We start from the raw sequence: 22,402 nt of genomic DNA, 5'->3' as shown, positions 1-22,402 counted from the left end.
GCAGGCGGGTGCCGTCACGGGGTGAGGGTGAGGGTGCGCCGCGCGGTCGCCCCCGAGCTGTTCCCCGCGTACAGGTCGATACGTCCTGGCTCCACGAGGAAGCGGCCCGCCGGGTCGTTCGTCCAGAACCCGAGGTCATCGGCGCCGAGCCGGAACCGCACCACCGTGCTCTCCCCCGCGCCGAGCGTGACGCGCCGGAAGCCGCGAAGGCGCCGCACGGGCTGGACGACCGATGCCGCCCGGTCGCGCACATAGAGCTGTACGACCTCGTCACCCGCGCGCCGCCCGGTGTTCCGTACGGCGACCGCCACCTCCACCTCGGCGCCGCGCGACAGCTCCGCGACGCCGACGGCATCGCGGCTCGGCTCCGGCTCACCGATCTCGAAGTCGGTATAGCTGAGGCCGAACCCGAACGGGAACCGCGGTCCGCGCCCGACATCCAGATACGACGAGGTGAACGGCGCTCCCGGGCCGTCCGGCTCGGACGGGCGGCCGGTGTTCTCGTGGTTGTGGTAGACGGGGATCTGCCCCACCGAGCGCGGAAAGCTCACCGGCAGCTTGGCTCCCGGGTTGACCTCGCCGAACAGCACATCGGCGAGGGCGTGACCGGCCTCGATGCCCAGATGCCAGGACGCCAGCACGGCGGGCGCCAACTCGATCCAGCCGTCGACGGTCAGCGGACGCCCGCCGACGAGTACGACGACGAACGGCCGGCCCGTCGCCGCGATGGCCCGGATCAGCTCCTCCTGGCCGGCGGGGAGCGAGATATCGCTGCGTGACGCCGCCTCTCCGCTCAGCTCCGTGGGCTCACCGGCCACCACCACGGTCAGCTCGGCGGAACGCGCCGCCGCCACGGCCGCCTCACGGTCCCGCGCGTGCCGGACGACGGCGGTGTCCGGGAGGGCCGCCCGTACGCCGTCGAGGACGGTGGCCGCGGGGAAGCGGGCCGCGCCAGGACCCGACCAGGTGCCGTGCAGATCGGTGGAGTCCGCGAACGGGCCGACCACGGCGACCGAGGAGAGACCCCGGCTCAGCGGCAGCGTGTCCCCCTCGTTCCTGAGCAGCACCACGCACCGGCCCGCGGTCTCCCGGGCCGCCGCCCGGCTCTCCTCGGTCGGCCCGGTCAGCGCGGCGCCCTCGTCCACGTACGGCCGCTCGAACAGGCCGAGGCGGAACTTCAGCCGCAGCACCCGCGCCACGGCGTCGTCGAGGCGCCCGGCCGAGAGCGCCCCGCCGCTCAGCAACTCCCGTCCGTGGTCGGCGAGATCCGTGCTGACCATCTCCATGTCGAGGCCCGCCGCGAACGCCAGCCCGGCGGCGGTCCCGGCGTCCTCGGCGAAGCCGTGCGCCAGCAGCTCATGGACCCCGTTCCAGTCGCTCACCACGACGCCGTCGAATCCCCACTCCCCCTTGAGGATGTCGGAGAGCAGATGCGGGTGGGCGTGGGCGGGGACACCGCTGACGGTGTTGAAGGCGGCCATCACCGTCGCCGCGCCCGCTTCCACGGCGGCCTTGAACGGCGGCAGATAGAGGTTGCGCAGCCGCTGCTCGGAGACGTCGACGGTGTTGTAGTCCCGGCCGCCCTCGGCTCCTCCGTACGCGGCGAAGTGCTTGGCGCAGGCGGCGATCCGGTGCGGATCGCGGAGGTCGCCGCCCTGGTGGCCGCGGACCTTGGCCGCCGCGAACGCGGCCGTCAGATACGGGTCCTCGCCGCAGCTCTCCGCGATCCGTCCCCAGCGCGGATCCCGGGTGACGTCCATCATCGGCGCGAACGTCCAGTGCACCCCGTTGGACCGGGTCTCGCGGGCCGCCACCTCGCCGTCCCGCTCGGCGACCGCCGGATCGAAGCTCGCCGCCTGCGCGAGCGGGATGGGGAAGGTGGTCCAGAATCCGTGGATCACATCGAAGCCGAAGAGCAGCGGGATGCCGAGCCGTGACTCCTCGACGGCGATGCGCTGGAGGGTGTTGGTGTGCGCGGCGCCGTGCAGATTGAGTACGGAGCCGAGCACCCCCTCGCGGGCCGCTGTCTCGATGAGATGGTTCTGCCCGCCGCCGGGGCCGGTGTCCCCGGTCCAGGCCAGCTGCTGGAGCTGGCCCAGCTTCTCCGCGTCCGTCATCCGGGCCAGCAGCTCCGCGACGCGCGGGTCGTACGTACGGTCCTGATCCCGGTTCTGATCCTGATCCCGGTCCTGATCCTGATCCTGATCCCGGTTCTGATCCTGATCCTGGTCCATGCTCCGCGTCCCAACGTGCCTGGAAGTGATGAGGTGTCCCCCGCCACGGTACGGATCACCGTCGGCGCCGATGATCCGTACCCCCGCCGGCAACCGGTAGGCGCTCGGGGGCGAAGAAGCGCCGGTACGGCCGGAACCGCGCGAGGCCGCCGCGCCACTCGCACAGCGTCGCCGACCACACGGCCGGGTGAATCCACGCGGTTCCCGTCCGTCCGGCCACGGACCGCGCGCCATGGGACAACCGACGGGGCACACGCCTGATCTCCCGTTCCTGGTTGCCGATACGGTGGGCCTGAGCGCGGACGAGGGCGACATCCCCGGCACCGCTCGGGCCCATGACCGGCCGCCGGTCGGCGCATGGTGCCCCGCGGGCCGCCAAGTGCCCGCAACGTGTTGCCCGGCAAGCCGAGAGAAGAGACATGAGCAGGATGTATACGCAGTTCAGGTGGGGTATGAGGAGTGCGGGGTAGGGCCGTGCATATTGTCATCATGGGCTGTGGCCGGGTGGGTGCCGCACTCGCGCAGAACCTGGAGCAGCAGGGGCACACCGTCGCCGTCATCGACCAGGACCCCACCGCGTTCCGGCGGCTCGGCTCCAGTTTCGGCGGCCGTCGCGTCAGCGGCGTCGGGTTCGACCAGGACACCCTGCGGGACGCGGGGATCGAGGACGCCGGCGCGTTCGCCGCGGTGAGCAGCGGCGACAACTCCAACATCATCGCGGCCCGGGTGGCCCGCGAGATGTTCGGCATCGAGAACGTGGCCGCCCGTATCTACGACCCGAAGCGCGCCGAGGTCTACCAGCGGCTGGGCATCCCGACCGTCGCCACGGTCCGCTGGACCGCCGACCAGATGATGCGCCGGCTGCTGCCGTCCGGCGCGGAGCCGCTGTGGCGCGATCCGAGCGGCGGCGTACAGCTCGCCGAGGTGCACACCGCGGAGAGCTGGATCGGCCACAAGATCAGCACGCTCCAGGAGGAGACGGGCGTCCGCGTCGCGTTTCTGACCCGGCTGGGCGAGGCGATGCTGCCGACGTCCCAGACGGTGTTGCAGGAGGGCGATCTCGTCCACGTGATGATGCGTACGGACGACATCGAGAAGGTCGAGGCGGCATTCGCCGAGGGCCCGGACGGAGGCGGTCACTGATGCGTGTCGCGATTGCCGGGGCAGGCGCGGTGGGCCGTTCCATCGCGGGTGAGCTGCTGGAGAACGGACACGAGGTCCTGCTGATCGACAAGGCCCCGTCCGCCATCTCGGTGGAGCGGGTGCCGCTGGCGGAATGGCTGCTGGCCGACGCCTGTGAGATCACCTCGCTGGACGAGGCGGCGCTCCAGCGCTGCCATGTCGTGATCGCCGCGACGGGTGACGACAAGGTCAATCTGGTCGTCTCGCTGCTCGCCAAGACCGAGTACGGCGTCCCGCGGGTGGTGGCCCGGGTCAACAACCCCAAGAACGAATGGCTCTTCAACGAGTCCTGGGGGGTGGATGTCGCGGTCTCGACGCCACGTCTGATGTCGGCGCTGGTCGAGGAGGCGGTGAGCGTCGGCGATCTCGTACGGCTGCTGCGCTTCAGCCATGGCGACGCGAACCTGGTCGAGCTGACGCTGCCGCCGGAGTCGGCCGTGACCGGCACGCAGGTCGGTGATGTGAGCTGGCCCGAGGACACCTCGCTGGTCACGATCATCCGCGGGACGCGCGTCCTCACCCCGAACCCGGAGGAGACGCTGGAGGCGGGCGACGAACTGCTGTTCGTGGCGGCCCAGGCCCGCGAGGAGCAGCTGGAGGATCTGCTGTCGGTACGCCGCGAGGACGCGGCTGGCTAACGCCCTGACGACCTGACGCCGGACGGGCCGTACGGGAACCCCCGTACGGCCCGTCCGGCGTCCAGAACGGTCCAACGCCCCGCCCAGGAACGGTCCAACGCTCCGAGACGGTCAGCCCGGTGACGATCGCCTACCGACGGTGCCGCGGACCCGATCCGTCCCCGGCCGTCGCGGCGACGGCAGCCGCGCGCTCCTTCTCGGCCCGCTCCTCCGCCTCCATCTCGGCGAACACATCGATGGGCGGCGGCGCCTTCGCCAGGAAGACCCAGGTCAGATAGACCGCCAGCAGGAACGGCGGGATCTTGAGCGCGATCAGAACCCAGCCGAGCTGGGTGGTGTCCGCCCACCAGTAGAGGGGGAAGAGGATCGCGCACTTGGCGAGCAGGATCAGCCCCCAGGCCCAGCTGGCCTTGGCGTACGCCTTCTTGCGGCCCGGGTTACGGGTGCGCCAGGAGAGGTTCTCCTTGAAGATCGGGCCGAGGATCAGCCCGATCAGCGGTACGCCCGCGAGCGTCGTGACGATGTACGCGACCGCCAGCCCCAGCGTGTAGATCATGCCGGGCAGATAGAAGTCCTTGGCGTCACCGGTCATCATCGCGAAGACGACACCGAACGCGACACCGAAGACCCCGCTGAAGGCGTGCTTGACGGTGTCCCGGCGGATCAGCCGGACCACGACGAGCAGCAGCGAGACGGCCAGCGCGGCGATCGCCGACGCGTGCAGGTCCTTGTTGACCGTGAAGATCGTGACGAAGAGCAGGCCGGGGAGGACCGTCTCCACCATGCCGCGCAGGCCGCCGAAGGCCTCGAAAAGAGCCGCCTCGGTGACGGCTTTCGCATCGCCGTCCGAAGCGGCCGAGGTGTCGGACGAGGCCGACGAGGGAGAGGAAGCGGTGGAGGAAGGGTGCGAGGCGGCGGGCTTGTCGGGTGACGTCACCGGCTACTCCTGTCCGAGTGGTCGGAGTTCGTATTTGGGATTGAACAGCACCCGCCGGCCGTGGCTCAGGGAGATACGGCCGGAGGCGATCAGCTTGCGGCCCGGCTCTATGCCCACGATCGAGCGCCGGCCCAGCCACACCACGTCCAGCGGCGCGGTGCCGTCGAACAGCTCCGCCTCCAGCGCGGGCACTCCGGCCCGTGGACGCAAGGTGACCGTCCGCAACGTACCAGTCACCCGTACGATCTGGCGGTCGTTGCAGTCGGAGATCCGCGTACAGCCCGAAGCCTGCGCGTCCTCCTGCAGTTCCTCGGACTCCAGATCCTCCTGGGAGCTGGAGAGCCGGTCGAGCATCCGGCGGAAGCGGCCGGTCGGCTTCTCAGCACTCATGGAGAAAGCGTACCGGGGTATGGACGCCTCGGATCAACGCTCGAACCGATAGCCCATGCCCGGTTCGGTGACGAAGTGCCTGGGGTGCGAAGGATCCGCCTCCAGCTTGCGGCGCAGCTGGGCCATATAGACCCGCAGATAGTTGGTCTCGGTGCCGTACGACGGGCCCCAGACCTCCTGGAGGAGCTGCTTCTGGCTGACCAGCCGGCCGGTGTTCCGCACGAGCACCTCCAGCAGATGCCACTCGGTCGGGGTGAGCCGTACGTCCCTGCCCTCGCGGTGGACCTTCTTGGCGGCCAGATCGACGGTGAACCCCTCGGTCTCCACGACCGAGACGGTCTCGTCGTCGCCGCCGACCGGCTCGGCCCGCCGGACCGCGGCGCGCAGCCTGGCCAGCAGTTCGTCCATGCCGAAGGGCTTGGTGACATAGTCGTCGGCGCCCGCGTCCAGCGCCTCGACCTTCTCGTCGGAGGTGTGGCGCGCGGAGAGCACCAGGATCGGTACACGGGTCCAGCCGCGCAGGCCCTTGATCACCTCGACGCCGTCCATGTCCGGGAGGCCGAGGTCGAGCACCACGACATCCGGATGGCGGGCCGCGGCCAGTTCCAGCGCGCTCGCACCGTCGGACGCCGCGTCCACCTCGTACTTGCGCGCTCTCAGATTGATCACCAGCGCGCGTACGATCTGCGGCTCGTCGTCGACCACGAGCACCCGGGTCATAGGGGCCTGCCTTTCTGCTGTCCCGGTCATGTGAGGAACCGGGCGGGTGGTTCGGGACGTACCGGCTCTCGTCCGGACGCCGCTGAGAGGGTGAGGACCATGGTCAGCCCGCCGCCGGGGGTGTCCTCGGCGGCCAGCGTGCCACCCATCGCGTCCACGAAGCCCCGGGCGACCGCGAGTCCGAGGCCGACTCCGGCCCCGCGGGGCGCGTCGCCGTGGCGCTGGAAGGGTTCGAAGATCCGGTCCTTGGCATCGTCGGGGACGCCGGGGCCCCGGTCCACGACCCGTACCTCGACTCGCGCGCCCAGCGCGCTGGCCGCGACGGTGACGAGCCGTCCCTCGGGGCTGTACTTGACGGCGTTCTCGACGATATTGGCGACCGCGCGCTCCAGCAGACCGGGATCCACGGCCACCATGGGCAGCGATTCGGGTATGTCCAGCTCCACGCTGTTCTCCGGTACGCCGCCGAGCGCCCATGGGACCACCTCATCGAGATCGATCTCACGCATCAGCGGGGTGACGGTGCCTGTCTGGAGCCGGGACATGTCGAGCAGATTTCCGACCAGATGATCCAGCCGGTCGGCGCCCTGTTCGATGCCCTCCAGCAGTTCGGCCTGGTCCTCCTCGGACCACTCGACATCGTCGGAGCGCAGTGAGGTGACCGAGGCCTTGATGCTGGCCAGCGGGGTCCGCAGATCGTGGCTGACGGCCGCGAGCAGCGCCGTACGGATGCGGTTGCCCTCGGCGAGCGCGCGGGCCTGCTCCGCCTCGCCCACCAGGCGCTGCCGGTCGAGTACGACGGCGGCCTGGGCGGCGAAGGCGGCGAGCACCCGGCGGTCCTCGGCGGGCAGCACACGCCCGGAGAGCGCCAGCGCCATATGGTCGCCGACCGGCATGTCCACATCGGCGGACTCGGGGCGGTCGACGGGGTGCGGTCCTACGCTGCCCGCCCGGGTCCAGGGCTCGACATCGCTCGTACGTTCGAGCAGCGCCACGGATTCCATGGCGAAGGTCTCCCGTACCCGTTCGAGCAGCGCGTCCAGTGTGGTCTCCCCGCGCAGCACGCTGCCTGCCAGGAAGGAGAGGATCTCCGACTCCGCGCGCAATCGGGACGCCTGATGGGTACGGCGGGCCGCCAGATCCACCACGGACGCCACCGACACGGCCACCGCGAAGAAGATCACGATGGCGACCAGGTTCTTGGGGTCCGACACGGTCAGCGTGTGGGTGGGCGGCGTGAAGTAGAAGTTGAGCAGCAGCGAGCCCACGGCGGCCGACGCGAGGGCGGGCCGCAACCCGCCGAGCAGCGCCGCCAGCACGGTCAGGAAGAGGAACAGCAGGACATCGTTGGCGAGCCCCGGCGTGTTGTTCAGCGCCGTCAGCAGCAGCGAGAGCAGTACGGGGGCGGCGACCCCGGCCAGCCAGCCCCAGACGATCCGGGAGCGGCCGAGCCTGGCCCCGCGCGCCACCGGCAGCCCGCGCCCCTTGGCGGCCTCCTCGTGCGTGACGATATGGACGTCCAGATCGGGTCCTGACTCCCGGGCGACGGTGGCGCCGACACCGGGCCCGAAGATGTACTGCCAGGTCTTGCGCCGGCTGGAGCCCAGCACGATCTGGGTGGCGTTGACCCCGCGCGCGAATTCGAGCAGCGCGGAGGGGATGTCGTCGCCGATGACATGGTGGAAGGTGCCGCCCAGATCCTCCACCAGGGTGCGCTGGACCGTCAGTTCCTTGGGCGAGGCGGCGGTCAGGCCGTCGCTCCTGGCTATGTAGACGGCCAGGATCTCGCTGCCCGACCCCTTCGCGGCCATCCGGGCGGCGCGGCGGATGAGCGTACGCCCCTCCGGTCCGCCGGTGAGGCCGACGACGATGCGCTCCCTGGCCTGCCAGGTGGAGCGGATGTTGTGCTCGCCGCGGTACTGCTGGAGGTACTCGTCCACGCGGTCGGCGACCCAGAGCAGTGCCAGCTCGCGCAGCGCGGTGAGGTTGCCGGGGCGGAAGTAGTGCGAGAGCGCCGCGTCGACCTTGTCGGGCTTGTAGACATTGCCGTGCGCCATGCGCCGCCGCAGCGCCTGGGGCGACATGTCGACCAGCTCGATCTGGTCGGCGCGCCGCACCATCTCGTCGGGGACGGTCTCCTGCTGCCGTACGCCCGTTATCGACTCGACGACATCGCCGAGTGACTCCAGGTGCTGGATATTGACCGTGGACACGACCTCGATCCCGGCCTTGAGCAGCTCCTCGACGTCCTGCCAGCGCTTGGCGTTGCGGGAGCCCGGCACATTGGTGTGTGCCAGTTCGTCGACCAGGGCGACGGCAGGACGGCGCTCCAGCACCGCGTCGATGTCCATCTCCGTGAAGACCGTCCCGCGGTACTCCAGCTCGCGCCGCCGTACCGCTTCGAGCCCGTGCAGCATCACTTCCGTACGCGGCCGGTCATGATGCTCGACGAACGCCACGACACAGTCCGTGCCGCGCTCCACCCTGCGATGCGCCTCGGAGAGCATCGCGTATGTCTTGCCGACGCCCGGTGCCGCGCCCAGATAGATACGAAGCTTGCCGCGTCCCATGGCCCCATTGTCTTCCAGAAGAGCCACCGCGCCCGACGCGCCGGCCGAGTCGAAACTACAGCCAGGGATGCGGACAAAAGGGGCGGCACCGGTCTCGTGAGTCGGTCTTGACACGATTCTGATGGTCAGCCGATCAACTCCCGCAGCGCGACGTTCAGCGCGAGGACATTCACCCGGGGTTCCCCGACGAAGCCGAGAACGCGCTGCTGGGTGTGTTCCTCGACCAGCTTCTCCACTCGCTGTACGGAGAGCTGGTTCCGCTCGGCCACCCGGTGGACCTGGAGCCGCGCGTACGCCGGTGAGATGTCCGGGTCGAGACCGGAGCCCGAGGAGGTGACGGCGTCCGGCGGCACGGCGGCGGCCGGGACCCGGTAACCGGGGGTCGAGTTGTCCTTGATGACCGCGGCCTTGGCGTCCTTGACCCACTTGATCAGCTCTTCGTTGTCGCCTGCCCGGTTGGTCGCGCCGGAGAGGATCAGCTTGTACTGGGTGTTGACGCTGTTGCTGCCCAGACCGTTGGACGGGCGCGGCTGGAACCACTTCAGGTCGGGCTCCGGGGTCTCCTGGCCCTTCTTCAGCGGCAGGTCGTAGCGCTGGCCGATGAGCGAGGAGCCGACGACCTTGCCGGCCTCCTTGACCTCGGACCCGTTCGCCTGGTGGGAGAAGAGGCCCTGGGCGACGCCGGTGACGGCGAGCGGGTAGAGCACCCCGCACAGGACGGTGAGGACGAGGAGAGCGCGCGCTCCGGCCCCGAGGAGCCGTGCGGTGTTGCGTGCCGAGCTGTTCATGGAAGTCATGCCGTTCACCCGATGCCGGGGATGAGGGAGAGGAGCAGATCGATGATCTTGATGCCGATGAAGGGGGCGATCAGTCCGCCGAGACCGTAGATCCCCAGATTCCTGCGGAGCATCCGGTCCGCGCTCATCGGCCGGTACCGCACGCCCCTGAGCGCGAGCGGTACGAGCGCGACGATGATCAGCGCGTTGAAGATGACCGCGGAGAGGATCGCGGACTCCGGCGAGGACAGCCGCATGATGTTGAGCTTGTCCAGGCTCGGATAGACGACCGCGAACATCGCGGGGATGATCGCGAAGTACTTCGCGACGTCGTTGGCGATGGAGAAGGTCGTCAGCGCGCCACGGGTGATGAGCAGCTGCTTGCCGATGCCGACGATCTCGATGAGCTTGGTCGGGTTGGAGTCCAGGTCCACCATGTTCCCGGCCTCCTTGGCGGCCGACGTACCGGTGTTCATGGCCACGCCGACATCCGCCTGCGCCAGCGCCGGGGCGTCGTTCGTGCCGTCTCCGGTCATCGCGACGAGCTTGCCGCCCGCCTGCTCACCGCGGATCAGGGCCATCTTGTCCTCGGGGGTGGCCTCGGCGAGGAAGTCGTCCACGCCCGCCTCCTCCGCGATCGCCCGTGCGGTCAGCGGGTTGTCACCGGTGATCATGATGGTCTTGATGCCCATGCGGCGCAGCTCGTCGAACCGCTCCCGCATCCCCTCCTTGACCACGTCCTTGAGGTGGATGACACCGAGCACCCGAGCCCCGTTGGCGTCCTCCAGGGCGACCAGCAGTGGCGTACCACCGGCCTCCGAGATCGCCTCGGTGAGTTCCCGGGTGTCCTCGGCCACCGGGCCGCCGCGCTCCCGGACCCAGGCGATGACCGAACCGGCCGCTCCCTTGCGGACCTTGCGCCGGGAGCCGTTCTCATCGAGGTCGACCCCGGACATCCGGGTCTGGGCGGTGAAGGCGGCCCACTCGGCGCCGGCCAGCTCGCCCTGGTGACGCTCGCGCAGTCCGTACTTCTCCTTGGCGAGCACCACGATGGAGCGGCCCTCGGGGGTCTCGTCGGCCAGCGAGGAGAGCTGCGCCGCGTCGGCGAGCTCGGCCTCCGTCACGCCCCTGACCGGTACGAACTCGGCGGCCTGCCGGTTGCCGAGGGTGATCGTGCCGGTCTTGTCGAGCAGCAGAGTCGAGACATCGCCCGCGGCCTCGACCGCGCGCCCCGACATGGCGAGCACATTCCGCTGTACGAGCCGGTCCATGCCCGCGATACCGATCGCGGAGAGCAGCGCGCCGATGGTGGTCGGGATCAGACAGACCAGCAGCGCGATCAGCACGATCACCGGCTGGCGCTGACCCGCGTAGACGGCGAACGGCTGGAGCGTGACGACCGCGAGCAGGAAGACGATCGTCAACGAGGCCAGCAGGATGTTCAGCGCGATCTCATTGGGGGTCTTCTGCCGGGCCGCGCCCTCCACCAGCGCGATCATCCGGTCGATGAAGGTCTCGCCGGGCTTGGTGGTGATCTTGATGACGATACGGTCGGAGAGGACCTTCGTACCGCCGGTGACGGCCGAGCGGTCGCCGCCCGACTCCCGGATGACAGGCGCCGATTCACCGGTGATGGCCGACTCGTCGACGGAGGCGACGCCTTCGACCACATCGCCGTCGCCGGGGATGATGTCGCCCGCCTCGCAGACGACCAGATCGCCGACGTGCAGCTCCGTACCGGGCACCCGCTCCTCATGGACGCCGATGACCCGGCGGGCGACGGTGTCGGTCTTGGCCCTGCGCAGGGTGTCCGCCTGCGCCTTGCCGCGCCCCTCGGCGACCGCCTCGGCCAGATTGGCGAAGACGGTGGTCAGCCAGAGCCAGGCGGCCACGGCCCAGCCGAACCAGTCGCCCGGGCTCAGCGCGGCGAAGACCGTACTCATGACGGAGCCGATGAGCACCACGAACATCACGGGCGACTTCACCATCGACCGAGGGTCGAGCTTCCTGAGTGCGTCAGGGAAGGAACGCAGCAACTGCTTGGGGTCGAACAGGCCCCCGCCGACGCGTCCGTCATCGGGTTTGTGACCGGTGGGGACGTCGCTGTGCGGCGCACGGGTCGGAGTGGTACTGGACATCTCGTCCTCTTGCTTCGAAAGAGTGTTCATGACGCCAGCCCCTCGGCCAGCGGCCCCAGCGCCAGCGCCGGGAAGTAGGTGAGCCCGGCGACGATCAGGATCGTGCCCACGAGCACCCCGCTGAACAGCGGTTTCTCCGTGCGGAGCGTGCCCGCGGTCTTGGGCACGGGGCTCTGCTCGGCAAGCGATCCCGCCAGTGCGAGAACGAACACCATGGGCACGAAGCGGCCGAGCAGCATCGCCAGCCCGATGGTGGTGTTGAACCACTGGGTGTCCGCGTTGAGCCCGGCGAAGGCCGAACCGTTGTTGTTGGCACCCGAGGTGTAGGCGTACAGGATCTCGGAGAAGCCGTGCGGCCCCGAGTTGGTCAGGGAGTTGGTCGGAGTGGGCAGCGCCATGGCCGCGGCGGTGAAGCAGAGCACCAGCGCCGGGGTGATCAGGATGTAGCAGGCGGCGAACTTGATCTGGCGGGTGCCGATCTTCTTGCCCAGATACTCGGGCGTACGTCCGACCATCAGACCCGCGATGAACACCGCGATGACGGCCATGATCAGCATGCCGTAGAGACCGGAGCCGACCCCGCCTGGCGCGATCTCACCGAGCTGCATGCCCAGCATCGCGATACCGCCGCCGAACCCGGTGAACGAGGAGAGGAAGGAGTTGACCGCACCCGTCGAGGTGAGGGTGGTGGCCACCGCGAAGATCGACGAGCCGCCGACCCCGAAGCGGGTCTCCTTGCCCTCCAGGGCGCCGCCGGCGATCTCGAACGCCGGGCCGCCGTGGTGGAACTCGGTCCACATCATCAGCGTGGTGAAGCCGAGCCAGATCACCAGCATCGCGACGAGGATCGCGTACCCCTGCCGGAGGCTGCCCACCATCCGGCCGAAGGTGCGGGTCATCGCGAACGGGATGAGCAGGATCAGGAAGATCTCGAAGAGGTTCGAGATCGGGTTGGGGTTCTCGAAGGGGTGGGCGGAGTTGGCGTTGAAGTAACCGCCACCGTTGGTGCCCAGCTCCTTGATGACCTCCTGGGAGGCGACGGCGCCGCCGTTCCACTGCTGCGAGCCGCCCATGAACTGGCCGACCTCGTGGATACCCGCGAAGTTCTGGATGGCGCCGCAGGCGACCAGGACGAGCGCGCCGATGACGGAGATCGGCAGCAGGATCCGGACGGTGCCGCGCACCAGGTCCGACCAGAAGTTGCCCAGCTCACCGGTACGGGAGCGGGCGAAACCGCGTACCAGCGCCACCGCGACGGCCATGCCGACGGCGGCCGAGAGGAAGTTCTGCACCGCCAGTCCGCCGGTCTGTACGACATGGCCCATGGCCTGTTCGCCGTAGTACGACTGCCAGTTGGTGTTGGAGACGAAGGACGCGGCGGTGTTGAACGCCTGGTCGGGGTCGATCGACGTGAAGCCGAGCGAGCCCGGCAGACCGCCCTGGACCCGCTGGAGCAGATACAGGAACAGGACACCGACCGCGGAGAAGGCGAGGACGCCGCGCAGATAGGCGGGCCAGCGCATTTCGGTGGCGGGGTTGGCACCTATGGCGCGGTAGATCCACTTCTCGGCCCTCAGATGCTTGGGCGAGGAGTAGACACGGGCCATGTAGTCACCGAGCGGGCGGTACGCCAGAGCGAGCGCCACCATCAGGGCGAGCAGCTGGAGCACACCGGCGAGGACGGGGCTCATCACTCAGAACCTCTCCGGGAAGAGGAGGGCGAGGACGAGATAGCCCAGCAGGGCGACGGCCACGACCAGGCCGACGATGTTCTCCGCGGTCATAGCTTTGTCACCCCCTTGGCGATGAGGGCCACCAGCGCGAAGACCGCGATCGTGGTGACGACGAAGGCCAGGTCGGCCATCGGGTGCTCCTGAATGAGTGCGGAAGATCTGACCCCCTGAGGAAACCCGCTGATCCGGCGCACTCCGCCGCCGTTGACGGGTCTCATACGGATGAGGGCCCCCGCTTGACGAACTTCCTACGGTCACGCCCGTGACCTGTGCAAAGGCTGGTGGAAACAACAATGGGCCGCACCCCCACAGGGGTGCGGCCCACGCTATTTCCGATCAGGTGTCAGCGCACTTCGGTGATCTCCGGACCACGCTGGAGCTGTCCCATGCCACCGGAGAAGCGGGATCCCTCCTGCTCCTCCTGCTGGACGCCCTCGGCCACCATCTGCGCGTCGTCCGGCAGCTTGAGGACGATGGGGTCGCGGGGCGCCATCGGTCCCTCGCCGCGTACCACGACGGTGTCCCGGAAGATCTGCTCAAGCAGCCCCGCGGCCTCGGGCTGCACCGCGCCCTGCCCGGAGATCACACCGCGCAGGAACCAGCGCGGTCCGTCGACCCCGATGAAGCGCACCAGCTGCACGCCTCCGGTGCCGTCCGGCAGCTGTACGGGGACCTGGGCGCGCAGCTCCCAGCCCAGCGGGCCCTCGACCTCGTCGATGATGCCGCCCTGCTGGGTGATGCCGGAGGCGATCTCCTCGCGGACCTCGCCCCAGATACCTTCCTTCTTGGGCGCCGCGAAGGCCTGGAGCTGTACGGCGCTGTCGCGCACGACGACGGTGGCGGCGACGATCGCGTCACCGGCGACCTCTACCCGCAGCTCCATGCCGTCGACCGCGGGGACATAGACGCCTCCCAGATCCACCCGGCCCTCTTCGGGCTTGGAGACCTCGGAGATGTCCCAGGGGCCGTCGGGCCTGGGCGCCGGCGGAAGGTTCGCCCGGCGGGGTGCGTCCGCCGTCTCACTGTCATCGGCGTCCACGTCGGCGCCGTCGGTGAACTGCCCGGCCTCGCCCGCTGCGTCCGCCGTGCCCTCTGCGGAACCACTCTTCTTGCGACGTCCGAACACGTCACTGTCCTTCCCGGTCGGATACGACCGAAGCGTATCGATTCCCACCCTGTACCCCGCCCACAGCGGAATGACCACCGGTGGAGCCGAAGCCCCCCTCGGCCCGCGCGGAGCCGGGAAGTTCCGCCACCTCGTGGAAGCGCACCTTCTCGACCCGCTGGACGATCAGTTGGGCAATCCGGTCGAACCGCTCGAACCGAACGCTCTCGCGCGGGTCCAGATTGACCACGATCACCTTGATCTCTCCACGGTACCCGGCATCCACCGTCCCGGGGGCATTCACCAGAGCGACACCGCAGCGGGCGGCGAGCCCGGAGCGGGGGTGCACGAAGGCCGCGTAGCCGTCGGGCAGGGCGATGGCCACCCCCGTCGGCAGGACCGTCCGCTCACCGGGGGCGAGCTCGGCGGCCTCGGTGGTGACCAGATCGACTCCCGCGTCACCGGGGTGCGCATACGACGGAAGCGGAGCCTCCGGATCGATGCGGCGGATCAGCACGTCAAGGGGGCCGGCAGGGGCAGGGCTCATGGGTTCACCTCGAAGGCGCGGACGCGCTTGATCTGGTCGGGATCGGCCATGGCCGCCCGGATCTCCTCCTGGCGGCCGTTGTCGATGAAGTGATCGATCTTGACCTCGATGAACAGGGCGTCCGCACGGACGGCGACGGGTCCCTCGGGGCCGTCGAGCCTGCCGGTGGCGGTGCAGTAGATCTTCCGCCCGTGGACGGCCGTGGCCTCGGCCTCCAGATACAGCGAGGTGCCCACCGGTACGGGCCGCAGGAACTCGGTCTGGAGCCGGCCGGTCACGGCGACCACCCGCAGCAGCCAGTTCAGCGAGCCGAGCGTCTCGTCCAGCGCGGTGGCCAGCACACCGCCGTGCGCGAGCCCGGGGGCGCCCTGGTGGGCGGGCTTTACCGTGAACTCGGCGATGATGCGGACGCCCTCACCGGCACGTGCCAGCAACTGGAGCCCGTGGGGCTGTGCCTCACCGCAGCCGAAACAGTGTTCGTAGTGCGCCCCCAGCGGCTCACCGGGAGCGGGGGCGTCGGGGTGCCGTACCGGCGGCACGGCGTCGGCCGGCGGTGTCAGGGGCCCCGGCCCCGGGGGGGATCCGGGGGGCGTTCCCCGGGATGGCACGTTACTCACAGGCGCAGACCTTACCCGCGCGGTCGCCCGGGAGCCGCACCGTGCCAAGCTTGGCTCCATGGAGCCTTCCGCAGCGCGCTACGACGAACGCCTGACCGCCCCCCCGTCCTGGTGGGGGATCACCGCCCTGATCGCCGTCGCGGGCGGTCTGATCACGCTGCCGATGGGGGTGCTGCCGATGCTCGGCGGCGTGATCGGCGCGGGCGCGCTGGCGGCGGCGGGGGTGAGTTCGTACGGCTCGGCGCGGATCCGGGTGGTGGCGGACTCGCTGGTCGCGGGCGAGGCGAGGATCCCGGTCGCGGCGCTCGGTGACGCGCAGGTGCTGGACGCCGAGGAGGCGCGGGCCTGGCGGCTGCACAAGGCCGACCCGCGCGCCTTCATGCTGCTGCGCAGCTATGTGCCGACGGCGCTGCGCGTGGAGATCACGGACCCGGAGGACCCGACGCCGTACGTCTATGTGTCGACACGGGACCCGAAGGCACTGGCGGCGGCGCTGAACGCGGTACGGGCCGCCTGAGAGCCCGTACCGGGGGCGTACCGGGGCCCGGGTGCCTCAGTGGCCCAGTTCCTTGGGCAGCTCGACGGGAAGCTCGGCGGGCCGCTCCAGCGGGGGCAGCGCGGGCAGCGCGTCCCAGGCGATCTGGCGGGCCCGCAGGTCCTTGCGGATGCGCTCGGCGACCTTCTTGGTGTCCCGCCGGTTCATCATCGCGCCGACGGCCGCTCCGATCATGAACGGAACGAGATTCGGCAGGCTGCGGACCGTGCGCTTCATGATCTGCTGCCGCAGCTCACGCTTCATCCGGCCGCTCAGCGCGCCGTTGAAGGTCGACGGTTTGGTGATGTCGACCCCGCGCTCCTCCGTCCAGGACGTCAGATAGGCGGCGCTGCGCTCCCTGAGCGTGCCGGGCGGGCGCAGTCCGTAGACCTCGTGCAGCTCCGCGATGAGCTTCAGCTCGATCGCGGCGACGGCGGTGATCTCGGCTGCCAGCTCGGCCGGCATCGCGGGCGGTACGGGCAACATCGCGGCCGCGCCGATACCCGCGCCGACCGTTGAGCTGCTGTTCGCCGCGCCCGCGACCAGCTTGTCCGCCAGCTCCTCCGGACCCAGGCCCGGGAACTGCTTGCGGAGGGTGGCGAGATCGCGGACCGGGACCCGAGGAGCGTTCTCGATGATCCGGTCGGCGAGATGGGCCAGCGCCGCCTTGGCGCTGTCGCCGCCCCTGCGTACACCCCGTTTGACGGTGTCCAGGCGCCGGCCCCTGGTCTTGGGGCCGCCGTGGTCTTCCCGGTCCGCTTCGAGCGAGGCCGGCCGGCCTCGCTCGTCGTCACCCGTGACGGAACGGGGCGACAGGGCGGAGTGCTCGGCAGCGGGCTGAACGCCTTCTGCCGGGCCTGTGCCGCCCTCGTACACCTCCGGTGAACCCTTACGCCGGAAGCGCCGTTTCCGGAACGGTGTGTCGCCTGCCACGGCCGGCCTGACCTCAGTCGCAGTCGCGGCAGATGGGCTGGCCGTTCTTCTCCCTGGCGAGCTGGGAGCGGTGGTGCACCAGGAAGCAGCTCATGCAGGTGAACTCATCCGCCTGCCTGGGCAGCACCCGGACGGACAGCTCCTCGTTGGAGAGATCCGCGCCGGGCAGTTCCAGGCCCTCGGCCTGCTCGAACTCGTCGACGTCGACCGCTGACGTGGACTTGTCGTTCCGACGGGCCTTCAGCTCTTCAAGGCTGTCCTGATCGACGTCGTCATCGGTCTTGCGTGGGGTGTCGTAATCCGTTGCCATGTCGCTCTCCCCCTCTGGGTGTCTGTGGTGTCTCAGCGCGGGTAACGCGTGAGAGGCCGGACTTGTGCCCGACCTGAGGCGGAGATTTTGCCTCACATCAAGGTCTGTTACTCAATCGACACCCAACCGGACTCACGTGGAGTGATCGGCTTCGGGTGCGAAGGGGACCGTACACGGTCCCAATGTCGTACTTCACGGGCGCCACCCCGTGTACTTCCCGTGATCCCGGCCCCTGGAAACCCGGACTTTACCGGCTTTCCGTTGAAGGCTTGATCACACAGAGTGGATAGGCGGGAATTCGCCCCTGTGATCGATCACACATGGGCCCGCCAAAAACTGACGTCGAGAATTCCGCGCAAAGCGAACAAAGCAATCTTCCGCCTGAACACTCCGCGCAGTCTCTCAGACCGGGAGAGTGACACGCATCACGAGTCCACCGCCTTCGCGCGGTTCGGCGTGAATTCGTCCGCCATGGGCGCGCGCGACGGATCTCGCGATGGAAAGACCGAGGCCAACGCCCTTGTCACTGCCGGTGCGCTCCGTCCGCAGCCGCCGGAACGGTTCGAAGAGATTGTCGATCTCGTACGCGGGAACCACGGGACCGGTGTTCGATACCACGAGGACCGCCTGGCCCTGCTCGATCGCGGTGGTGACCTCTACCCAGCCACCCTGCGGGATGTTGTACCGGACCGCGTTCTGCACCAGATTCAGCGCGATCCTTTCCAGCAGGACGCCATTCCCCTGCACGACGGCGGGCACACGTTCACCACGGATCTCCACCCCCTTCGTCTCGGCCTCGGAGAGCGTCTGGTCCACCGCACGGGCCGCGACCTCACCGAGATCGACCGGTTTTCGCTCCACGATCTCGTTGTCGCTGCGGGCGAGCAGCAACAGCCCCTCCACCAATTGCTCACTGCGCTCGTTGGTGGCCAGCAGGGTCCTGCCGAGCTGTTGGAGCTCCACGGGCGCCCCCGGATCGGAGAGATGGACCTCCAGCAGGGTGCGGTTGATCGCGAGCGGTGTCCGCAGCTCGTGCGAGGCGTTCGCGACGAACCGCTGCTGCGCGCTGAACGCCCGCTCCAGCCGGTCCAGCATCTCGTCGAAGGTGTCCGCCAGCTCCTTGAGCTCGTCGTCCGGACCGTCCAGCTCGATACGCCGCGACAGGTCGGAGCCCACCACACGACGCGCGGTACGGGTGATCCGGCCCAGCGGCGAGAGGACCCGGCCGGCCATCGCGTATCCGAAGGCGAACGCGATCACGCTGAGGCCGACCAGCGCGAAGAGCGAGCGGCTGAGCAGATCGTCGAGCGCCTGCTGGCGCTGGTGGTTGACGCAGCTGTTCATCGCCGCGTTGAACTCTTCCGGGGGCGCCTGGTCGGGGAAGTTGCAGACATCGCTGCTCACCTTGCCCGACACGATCTTGAACGGCAGCTCGCTGCCCACATGCAGGGCCTGTGCGGCCAGCAGATAGATGATCGAGAGCAGCAGGATGCCGGCGATCAGGAACATTCCGCCGTAGAGCAGCGTGAGCCGTATCCGGATGGTCGGGCGCACCCAGGGGAGCGACTGGTCCGGGCGTCTGGGGTCCCAGGTCGGTTTCGGGGGCGCCGGGGGCGGCGCGGAGGGCGCGGGTGTGCTCGTCACGGACATCAGATCCGGTAACCGGAGCCGGGCACCGTGACGATCACGGGTGGCTCACCGAGCTTGCGGCGCAGCGTCATGACGGTCACGCGCACGACGTTGGTGAACGGGTCGGTGTTCTCGTCCCACGCCTTCTCCAGCAGTTGTTCGGCCGAGACGACCGCGCCCTCGCTGCGCATGAGGACTTCGAGCACCGCGAACTCCTTGGGGGCGAGCTGGATCTCCCTGCCGTCGCGGAAGACCTCGCGGCGGTTGGGGTCGAGCTTGATCCCGGAGCGCTCCAGCACGGGAGGCAGCGGTACGGTCGTACGGCGGCCGAGCGCCCGTACCCGCGCGGTCAGCTCGCTGAAGGCGAAGGGCTTGGGCAGATAGTCGTCCGCGCCCAGCTCCAGCCCCTCGACCCGGTCGCTGACATCGCCCGAGGCCGTGAGCATCAGGACCCGGGTGGGCATCCCCAGCTCGACGATCTTCCGGCAGACGTCGTCGCCGTGTACGACGGGCAGGTCACGGTCGAGCACCACCACGTCGTAGTCGTTCACCCCGATGCGCTCCAGGGCCGCCGCTCCGTCGTACACGACGTCGACGGCCATGGCCTCCCGGCGCAGCCCGGTGGCCACCGCATCGGCGAGCAGCTGCTCGTCCTCGACGACGAGTACGCGCACGTCGCTGTTCCTTCCTCTGGGCCCGTCACCCGTGATCAGGGCAGGTTGTATCACTGGCTGTGCGGGCCCATCCTGCCCTTAACGGCCATAAACCGGCGGTAAGGCGATGCCGGATGACCTGGCACATCCGGGAATGGACGGGATTCGTTGATGCGTTGAGGTTTCTCGGCGGCGGACCGTGGGGAAGACGATTTCACACCCGAGATCACGCCCTGTTTGTGGCATGCCACACCCTTATCTGTCATCCAGAGGCAGTGGGTGCGTGATCTTCCCGCCGTCGGCACACCCCCGTGCCACCGACCACGACGTCGGCACACCCCCGTGCCACTGACCCACGACGAGGGGGCGCAATGGACGCGTTCACCGCCGGGCTTCTGCAGCGTATAAAGGCCACGGAAACGGATCTCACCCATGCCCGTGAAACGGGCGACGACTTCCTCGCGGATGTCGAACAGGAAGAGCTGGATGACCTTCGCCGGCTTGCCGCCGAGCACGGCGTGGATGTGGAGGTCGGCGCTCCCAGTGGCGTCTGACCTGCACCGCGGTCGCACAGACACCGGTCGTACAGCCATAGCCGTACAGACATACAGATTCACGACACTTACAGAGCCGTAGATACCTACAGAGAAGGGCCCCGGCGCCGAGGGGAACGGTGCCGGGGCCCTTCCGTGTGCCCGTCCATCCAGGCCCGGGCGGGTCTGGGGCCTGTCCTAGTCGTGCCAGGCTCCGTACTCGTCGAGCAGCGCCTGAAGGGGCTCGAAGACACCGGGGGCGGCGGCCACCGTCAGGTCGTAGCCCGGCCGGGTGCCGGGACGGCCGCCCGTGTGCGCGCCCGCCTCGCGGGCGATGAGATCGCCGGCCGCCAGGTCCCAGGGGTGCAGTCCGCGCTCGTAGTAGCCGTCGAGCCGCCCCGCCGCGACATCGCAGAGGTCGGACGCCGCCGAGCCGCCGCGGCGGATGTCGCGCAACTGGGGGATCAGCCGCTGGGCGATCTCCGCCTGATGGGCGCGGACGGCGGTGACGTAGTTGAAGCCGGTCGACACCAGGGCACGCTCCAACGGCGGAGCGGGACGGCAGCCGATCGGGCGGTCATTGAGGAACGCCCCGCCGCCGCGTACGGCGCGGAAGATCTCGCGGCGCAACGGGATCGCGACGACTCCGGCCAGCGTCTCGCCGTCGCGTTCGGCGGCGATGGAGACGGCCCAGGTGGGCAGCCCGTAAAGGTAGTTGACCGTGCCGTCCAGCGGGTCGATGACCCAGCGGACCCCGCTGCTGCCCGCCGAGCTGGCGCCCTCCTCGCCGAGGAAGCCGTCGTCGGGGCGGTGTTCGGAGAGATACCCGGTGATCAGTTTCTCGGCCGCGATGTCCATCTCGGTGACCACGTCGATGGGGCTGGACTTGGTGGCGGCGACGGCCAGATCATCGGGGCGGCCGTCACGCAGCAGCGCGCCGGCCCGGCTCGCCGCCTCCAGGGCGAGTGCGAGCAGTTCCCCGCTCAGTGCGTCCTCGTTCGGGGCGTCGGTCACAGCGGGCTCCTTCAGGCGTAAGGGCTGTCGGCGCCCGCCGCGGCGGGCCTGGGGGCACGGGCGGGGCAGCAGCCGACCGGGCAGAGGTCATGGCTCGGGCCGAGCGCGCCCAGGGAGCAGCGTTCCACCGCGCGTCCCCGCTCGGTGGCCGCGCGTTCCAGGAGGAGATCGCGTACGGCCGCGGCGAAGCGCGGATCCGCCCCGACCGTCGCCGAGCGGCGTACGGGCAGCCCCAGCTCGGCGGCCTTGGCGGTGGCCTCGGTGTCGAGGTCGTACAGGACCTCCATGTGGTCGGAGACGAAGCCGATGGGGGCCATCACGACAGCGGGGACGCCCTCGCCGTGCAGGGTCTCCAGGTGGTCGCAGATGTCCGGCTCCAGCCACGGGATGTGCGGGGCGCCGCTGCGCGACTGGTAGACGAGCCGCCAGGGGTGCTCGACGCCGGTCTCCTCGCGGACCGCGTCCGCGATCAGCCGGGCGACGTCGAGATGCTCCGCCACATATGCACCGCCCTCGCCATGGGCCTCGACGGGCCCCGAGGTGTCGGCGGCGGCGTCGGGGATGGAGTGGGTGGTGAAGGCGAGGTGCGCGCCCGCGCGTACGTCCTCGGGCAGGTCCGCGAGCGAGGCGAGCACGCCGTCGACCATGGGGCGTACGAAGCCGGGATGGTTGAAGTAATGGCGCAGTTTGTCCACCCGGGGCACCGCGAGCCCCTCGTCGGCCAGGGTGGCGAGCGCGTCCGCGAGGTTCTCGCGGTACTGGCGGCAGCCCGAGTACGAGGCATACGCGCTGGTGGCGAGGACGGCGATACGGCGCCGGCCGTCCGCGGCCATCTCGCGCAGGGTGTCGGTCAGATACGGCGCCCAGTTGCGGTTGCCCCAGTAGACCGGCACGTTCACGCCGTGCTCGGCGAAGTCCTTGCGCAGGGCGTCCAGCAGGGCACGGTTCTGTTCATTGATCGGGCTGACCCCGCCGAACAGGAAGTAATGCTTGCCCACTTCCTTCAGCCGTTCCTCGGGGATGCCACGGCCCCGGGTCACGTTCGCCAGGAACGGAACCACATCGTCCGGGCCCTCGGGACCGCCGAAGGACAGCAGCAGGAGAGCGTCGTAGGGGGAAGTCGCGAGCTGTTCTGGCATGTGTCCGATCCTCCCACCCGGCTCTCCGCGCCCGGCAACCGCGCCCCGCCCGGCGTCGGCCGATGTCGC

The 22,402-nt window shown here is 69.6% G+C and carries 23 protein-coding genes; 4 read left to right on the top strand and 19 right to left on the bottom strand.

What is annotated here, in order from left to right; all coding sequences use genetic code 11:
- Nucleotides 1–14 precede the first annotated feature (14 nt).
- Complete coding sequence (locus AB0M67_RS34840; protein WP_365751624.1) at nt 15–2,117, bottom strand: glycoside hydrolase family 3 N-terminal domain-containing protein; 2,103 nt, start codon at nt 2,115–2,117, stop codon at nt 15–17.
- A gap of 591 nt (nt 2,118–2,708) precedes the next feature.
- Here AB0M67_RS34840 and AB0M67_RS34835 point away from each other — a divergent pair.
- Together AB0M67_RS34835 and AB0M67_RS34830 are read left to right on the top strand one after the other, a co-directional pair.
- Complete coding sequence (locus tag AB0M67_RS34835; RefSeq protein ID WP_351390614.1) at nt 2,709–3,377, top strand: TrkA family potassium uptake protein; 669 nt, start codon at nt 2,709–2,711, stop codon at nt 3,375–3,377.
- Nucleotides 3,377–4,054, top strand: coding sequence for a TrkA family potassium uptake protein (locus AB0M67_RS34830; RefSeq protein WP_249953002.1), 678 nt, complete (start codon nt 3,377–3,379; stop codon nt 4,052–4,054). Before AB0M67_RS34835 ends, AB0M67_RS34830 begins: the two co-directional genes overlap by 1 nt.
- A gap of 130 nt (nt 4,055–4,184) precedes the next feature.
- On the opposite strand, the gene AB0M67_RS34825 is transcribed toward AB0M67_RS34830, so the two are convergent.
- The 12 genes from AB0M67_RS34825 to AB0M67_RS34770 all read right to left on the bottom strand — a co-directional run bounded on the left by AB0M67_RS34825 (nt 4,185) and on the right by AB0M67_RS34770 (nt 15,530).
- Nucleotides 4,185–4,991, bottom strand: a complete 807-nt coding sequence (locus AB0M67_RS34825) for a DUF3159 domain-containing protein (RefSeq protein ID WP_365751576.1) — start codon at nt 4,989–4,991, stop codon at nt 4,185–4,187.
- 3 nt (nt 4,992–4,994) lie between these two features.
- A complete protein-coding gene (locus tag AB0M67_RS34820; RefSeq protein WP_165372066.1) occupies nt 4,995–5,381 on the bottom strand; it encodes an OB-fold nucleic acid binding domain-containing protein in 387 nt (128 codons plus the stop codon).
- Nucleotides 5,382–5,414: 33 nt separating this feature from the next.
- Nucleotides 5,415–6,101 carry a response regulator gene (locus AB0M67_RS34815; RefSeq protein WP_365751575.1) on the bottom strand — a complete coding sequence of 229 codons (687 nt, stop codon included), beginning with the start codon at nt 6,099–6,101 and terminating at the stop codon, nt 5,415–5,417.
- Nucleotides 6,102–6,127: 26 nt separating this feature from the next.
- On the bottom strand, nt 6,128–8,671 hold the full coding sequence (locus AB0M67_RS34810; RefSeq protein ID WP_365751574.1) for a sensor histidine kinase KdpD: 2,544 nt from the start codon (nt 8,669–8,671) through the stop codon (nt 6,128–6,130).
- A 125-nt stretch (nt 8,672–8,796) separates the two neighbouring features.
- Nucleotides 8,797–9,459: a potassium-transporting ATPase subunit C gene (locus AB0M67_RS34805; protein ID WP_365751623.1), complete on the bottom strand. Its 663-nt coding sequence runs from the start codon at nt 9,457–9,459 to the stop codon at nt 8,797–8,799.
- Between the two features lie 14 nt (nt 9,460–9,473).
- Entirely contained in the window at nt 9,474–11,585 is a 2,112-nt protein-coding gene (gene kdpB, locus AB0M67_RS34800) for a potassium-transporting ATPase subunit KdpB (protein WP_365751573.1), read from the bottom strand.
- Between the two features lie 26 nt (nt 11,586–11,611).
- On the bottom strand, nt 11,612–13,276 hold the full coding sequence (gene kdpA, locus AB0M67_RS34795; RefSeq protein WP_365751571.1) for a potassium-transporting ATPase subunit KdpA: 1,665 nt from the start codon (nt 13,274–13,276) through the stop codon (nt 11,612–11,614).
- Nucleotides 13,277–13,279: 3 nt separating this feature from the next.
- A complete protein-coding gene (gene kdpF / locus AB0M67_RS34790; protein WP_037727062.1) occupies nt 13,280–13,369 on the bottom strand; it encodes a K(+)-transporting ATPase subunit F in 90 nt (29 codons plus the stop codon).
- Nucleotides 13,366–13,536 (bottom strand): hypothetical protein, encoded by a 171-nt coding sequence (locus tag AB0M67_RS34785; protein ID WP_365751570.1) that lies wholly within the window; start codon nt 13,534–13,536, stop codon nt 13,366–13,368. The genes kdpF and AB0M67_RS34785 overlap by 4 nt, the downstream gene beginning before the upstream one ends.
- Nucleotides 13,537–13,661: 125 nt before the next feature.
- Nucleotides 13,662–14,444 (bottom strand): DUF3710 domain-containing protein, encoded by a 783-nt coding sequence (locus tag AB0M67_RS34780; RefSeq protein ID WP_365751568.1) that lies wholly within the window; start codon nt 14,442–14,444, stop codon nt 13,662–13,664.
- Nucleotide 14,445: 1 nt separating this feature from the next.
- On the bottom strand, nt 14,446–14,970 hold the full coding sequence (dut, locus tag AB0M67_RS34775) for a dUTP diphosphatase (protein ID WP_365751567.1): 525 nt from the start codon (nt 14,968–14,970) through the stop codon (nt 14,446–14,448).
- Entirely contained in the window at nt 14,967–15,530 is a 564-nt protein-coding gene (locus AB0M67_RS34770) for a PaaI family thioesterase (RefSeq protein ID WP_365751622.1), read from the bottom strand. The genes dut and AB0M67_RS34770 overlap by 4 nt, the downstream gene beginning before the upstream one ends.
- Before the next feature lie 115 nt (nt 15,531–15,645).
- Here AB0M67_RS34770 and AB0M67_RS34765 point away from each other — a divergent pair, with 115 nt between their 5' ends.
- Nucleotides 15,646–16,104, top strand: a complete 459-nt coding sequence (locus tag AB0M67_RS34765; RefSeq protein WP_365751566.1) for a DUF3093 domain-containing protein — start codon at nt 15,646–15,648, stop codon at nt 16,102–16,104.
- Nucleotides 16,105–16,140: 36 nt separating this feature from the next.
- Here AB0M67_RS34765 and AB0M67_RS34760 read toward each other — a convergent pair whose 3' ends face one another.
- From AB0M67_RS34760 to AB0M67_RS34745, 4 genes are all read right to left on the bottom strand, one after another.
- Nucleotides 16,141–17,055: a hypothetical protein gene (locus AB0M67_RS34760; RefSeq protein ID WP_365751565.1), complete on the bottom strand. Its 915-nt coding sequence runs from the start codon at nt 17,053–17,055 to the stop codon at nt 16,141–16,143.
- A gap of 13 nt (nt 17,056–17,068) precedes the next feature.
- On the bottom strand, nt 17,069–17,365 hold the full coding sequence (locus AB0M67_RS34755) for a DUF4193 domain-containing protein (RefSeq protein WP_030350183.1): 297 nt from the start codon (nt 17,363–17,365) through the stop codon (nt 17,069–17,071).
- A 402-nt stretch (nt 17,366–17,767) separates the two neighbouring features.
- Nucleotides 17,768–19,015, bottom strand: coding sequence for a HAMP domain-containing sensor histidine kinase (locus tag AB0M67_RS34750; RefSeq protein ID WP_365751564.1), 1,248 nt, complete (start codon nt 19,013–19,015; stop codon nt 17,768–17,770).
- The gene (locus AB0M67_RS34745) at nt 19,015–19,668 is read right to left on the bottom strand and encodes a response regulator transcription factor (RefSeq protein ID WP_030350181.1); all 654 of its coding nucleotides are present in this window, start codon (nt 19,666–19,668) and stop codon (nt 19,015–19,017) included. The genes AB0M67_RS34750 and AB0M67_RS34745 overlap by 1 nt, the downstream gene beginning before the upstream one ends.
- A gap of 350 nt (nt 19,669–20,018) precedes the next feature.
- On the opposite strand from AB0M67_RS34745, the gene AB0M67_RS34740 reads away from it, so the two are divergent.
- The gene (locus tag AB0M67_RS34740) at nt 20,019–20,201 is read left to right on the top strand and encodes a hypothetical protein (RefSeq protein ID WP_351390653.1); all 183 of its coding nucleotides are present in this window, start codon (nt 20,019–20,021) and stop codon (nt 20,199–20,201) included.
- 177 nt (nt 20,202–20,378) lie between these two features.
- Here the strand turns inward: AB0M67_RS34740 and AB0M67_RS34735 are convergent, their stop codons facing one another.
- Both AB0M67_RS34735 and AB0M67_RS34730 read right to left on the bottom strand, forming a co-directional pair.
- Nucleotides 20,379–21,194 (bottom strand): inositol monophosphatase family protein, encoded by an 816-nt coding sequence (locus AB0M67_RS34735; RefSeq protein ID WP_365751563.1) that lies wholly within the window; start codon nt 21,192–21,194, stop codon nt 20,379–20,381.
- Between the two features lie 11 nt (nt 21,195–21,205).
- On the bottom strand, nt 21,206–22,333 hold the full coding sequence (locus AB0M67_RS34730; protein ID WP_365751562.1) for a ferrochelatase: 1,128 nt from the start codon (nt 22,331–22,333) through the stop codon (nt 21,206–21,208).
- Nucleotides 22,334–22,402: the final 69 nt, after the last annotated feature.

It is taken from the genome of Streptomyces sp. NPDC051662, assembly GCF_040681655.1.
In the GTDB taxonomy this organism is placed as follows: domain Bacteria; phylum Actinomycetota; class Actinomycetes; order Streptomycetales; family Streptomycetaceae; genus Streptomyces.
The sequence above is the reverse complement of the archived record's forward strand: the minus strand, read 5'-3'. Positions and strand labels throughout refer to the sequence as shown.

Coding starts and splice junctions, on each gene's coding strand:
- AB0M67_RS34750 (WP_365751564.1), bottom strand. CDS start 19,015: ATGTCCGTGACGAGCACACCCGCGCCCTCCGCGCCGCCCCCGGCGCCC.
- AB0M67_RS34830 (WP_249953002.1), top strand. CDS start 3,377: ATGCGTGTCGCGATTGCCGGGGCAGGCGCGGTGGGCCGTTCCATCGCG.
- AB0M67_RS34765 (WP_365751566.1), top strand. CDS start 15,646: ATGGAGCCTTCCGCAGCGCGCTACGACGAACGCCTGACCGCCCCCCCG.
- AB0M67_RS34805 (WP_365751623.1), bottom strand. CDS start 9,459: ATGAACAGCTCGGCACGCAACACCGCACGGCTCCTCGGGGCCGGAGCG.
- AB0M67_RS34810 (WP_365751574.1), bottom strand. CDS start 8,671: ATGGGACGCGGCAAGCTTCGTATCTATCTGGGCGCGGCACCGGGCGTC.
- AB0M67_RS34730 (WP_365751562.1), bottom strand. CDS start 22,333: ATGCCAGAACAGCTCGCGACTTCCCCCTACGACGCTCTCCTGCTGCTG.
- AB0M67_RS34815 (WP_365751575.1), bottom strand. CDS start 6,101: ATGACCCGGGTGCTCGTGGTCGACGACGAGCCGCAGATCGTACGCGCG.
- kdpB (WP_365751573.1), bottom strand. CDS start 11,585: ATGTCCAGTACCACTCCGACCCGTGCGCCGCACAGCGACGTCCCCACC.
- kdpF (WP_037727062.1), bottom strand. CDS start 13,369: ATGACCGCGGAGAACATCGTCGGCCTGGTCGTGGCCGTCGCCCTGCTG.
- dut (WP_365751567.1), bottom strand. CDS start 14,970: ATGAGCCCTGCCCCTGCCGGCCCCCTTGACGTGCTGATCCGCCGCATC.
- AB0M67_RS34820 (WP_165372066.1), bottom strand. CDS start 5,381: ATGAGTGCTGAGAAGCCGACCGGCCGCTTCCGCCGGATGCTCGACCGG.
- AB0M67_RS34740 (WP_351390653.1), top strand. CDS start 20,019: ATGGACGCGTTCACCGCCGGGCTTCTGCAGCGTATAAAGGCCACGGAA.
- AB0M67_RS34840 (WP_365751624.1), bottom strand. CDS start 2,117: ATGACGGACGCGGAGAAGCTGGGCCAGCTCCAGCAGCTGGCCTGGACC.
- AB0M67_RS34755 (WP_030350183.1), bottom strand. CDS start 17,365: ATGGCAACGGATTACGACACCCCACGCAAGACCGATGACGACGTCGAT.
- AB0M67_RS34785 (WP_365751570.1), bottom strand. CDS start 13,536: ATGAGACCCGTCAACGGCGGCGGAGTGCGCCGGATCAGCGGGTTTCCT.
- kdpA (WP_365751571.1), bottom strand. CDS start 13,276: ATGAGCCCCGTCCTCGCCGGTGTGCTCCAGCTGCTCGCCCTGATGGTG.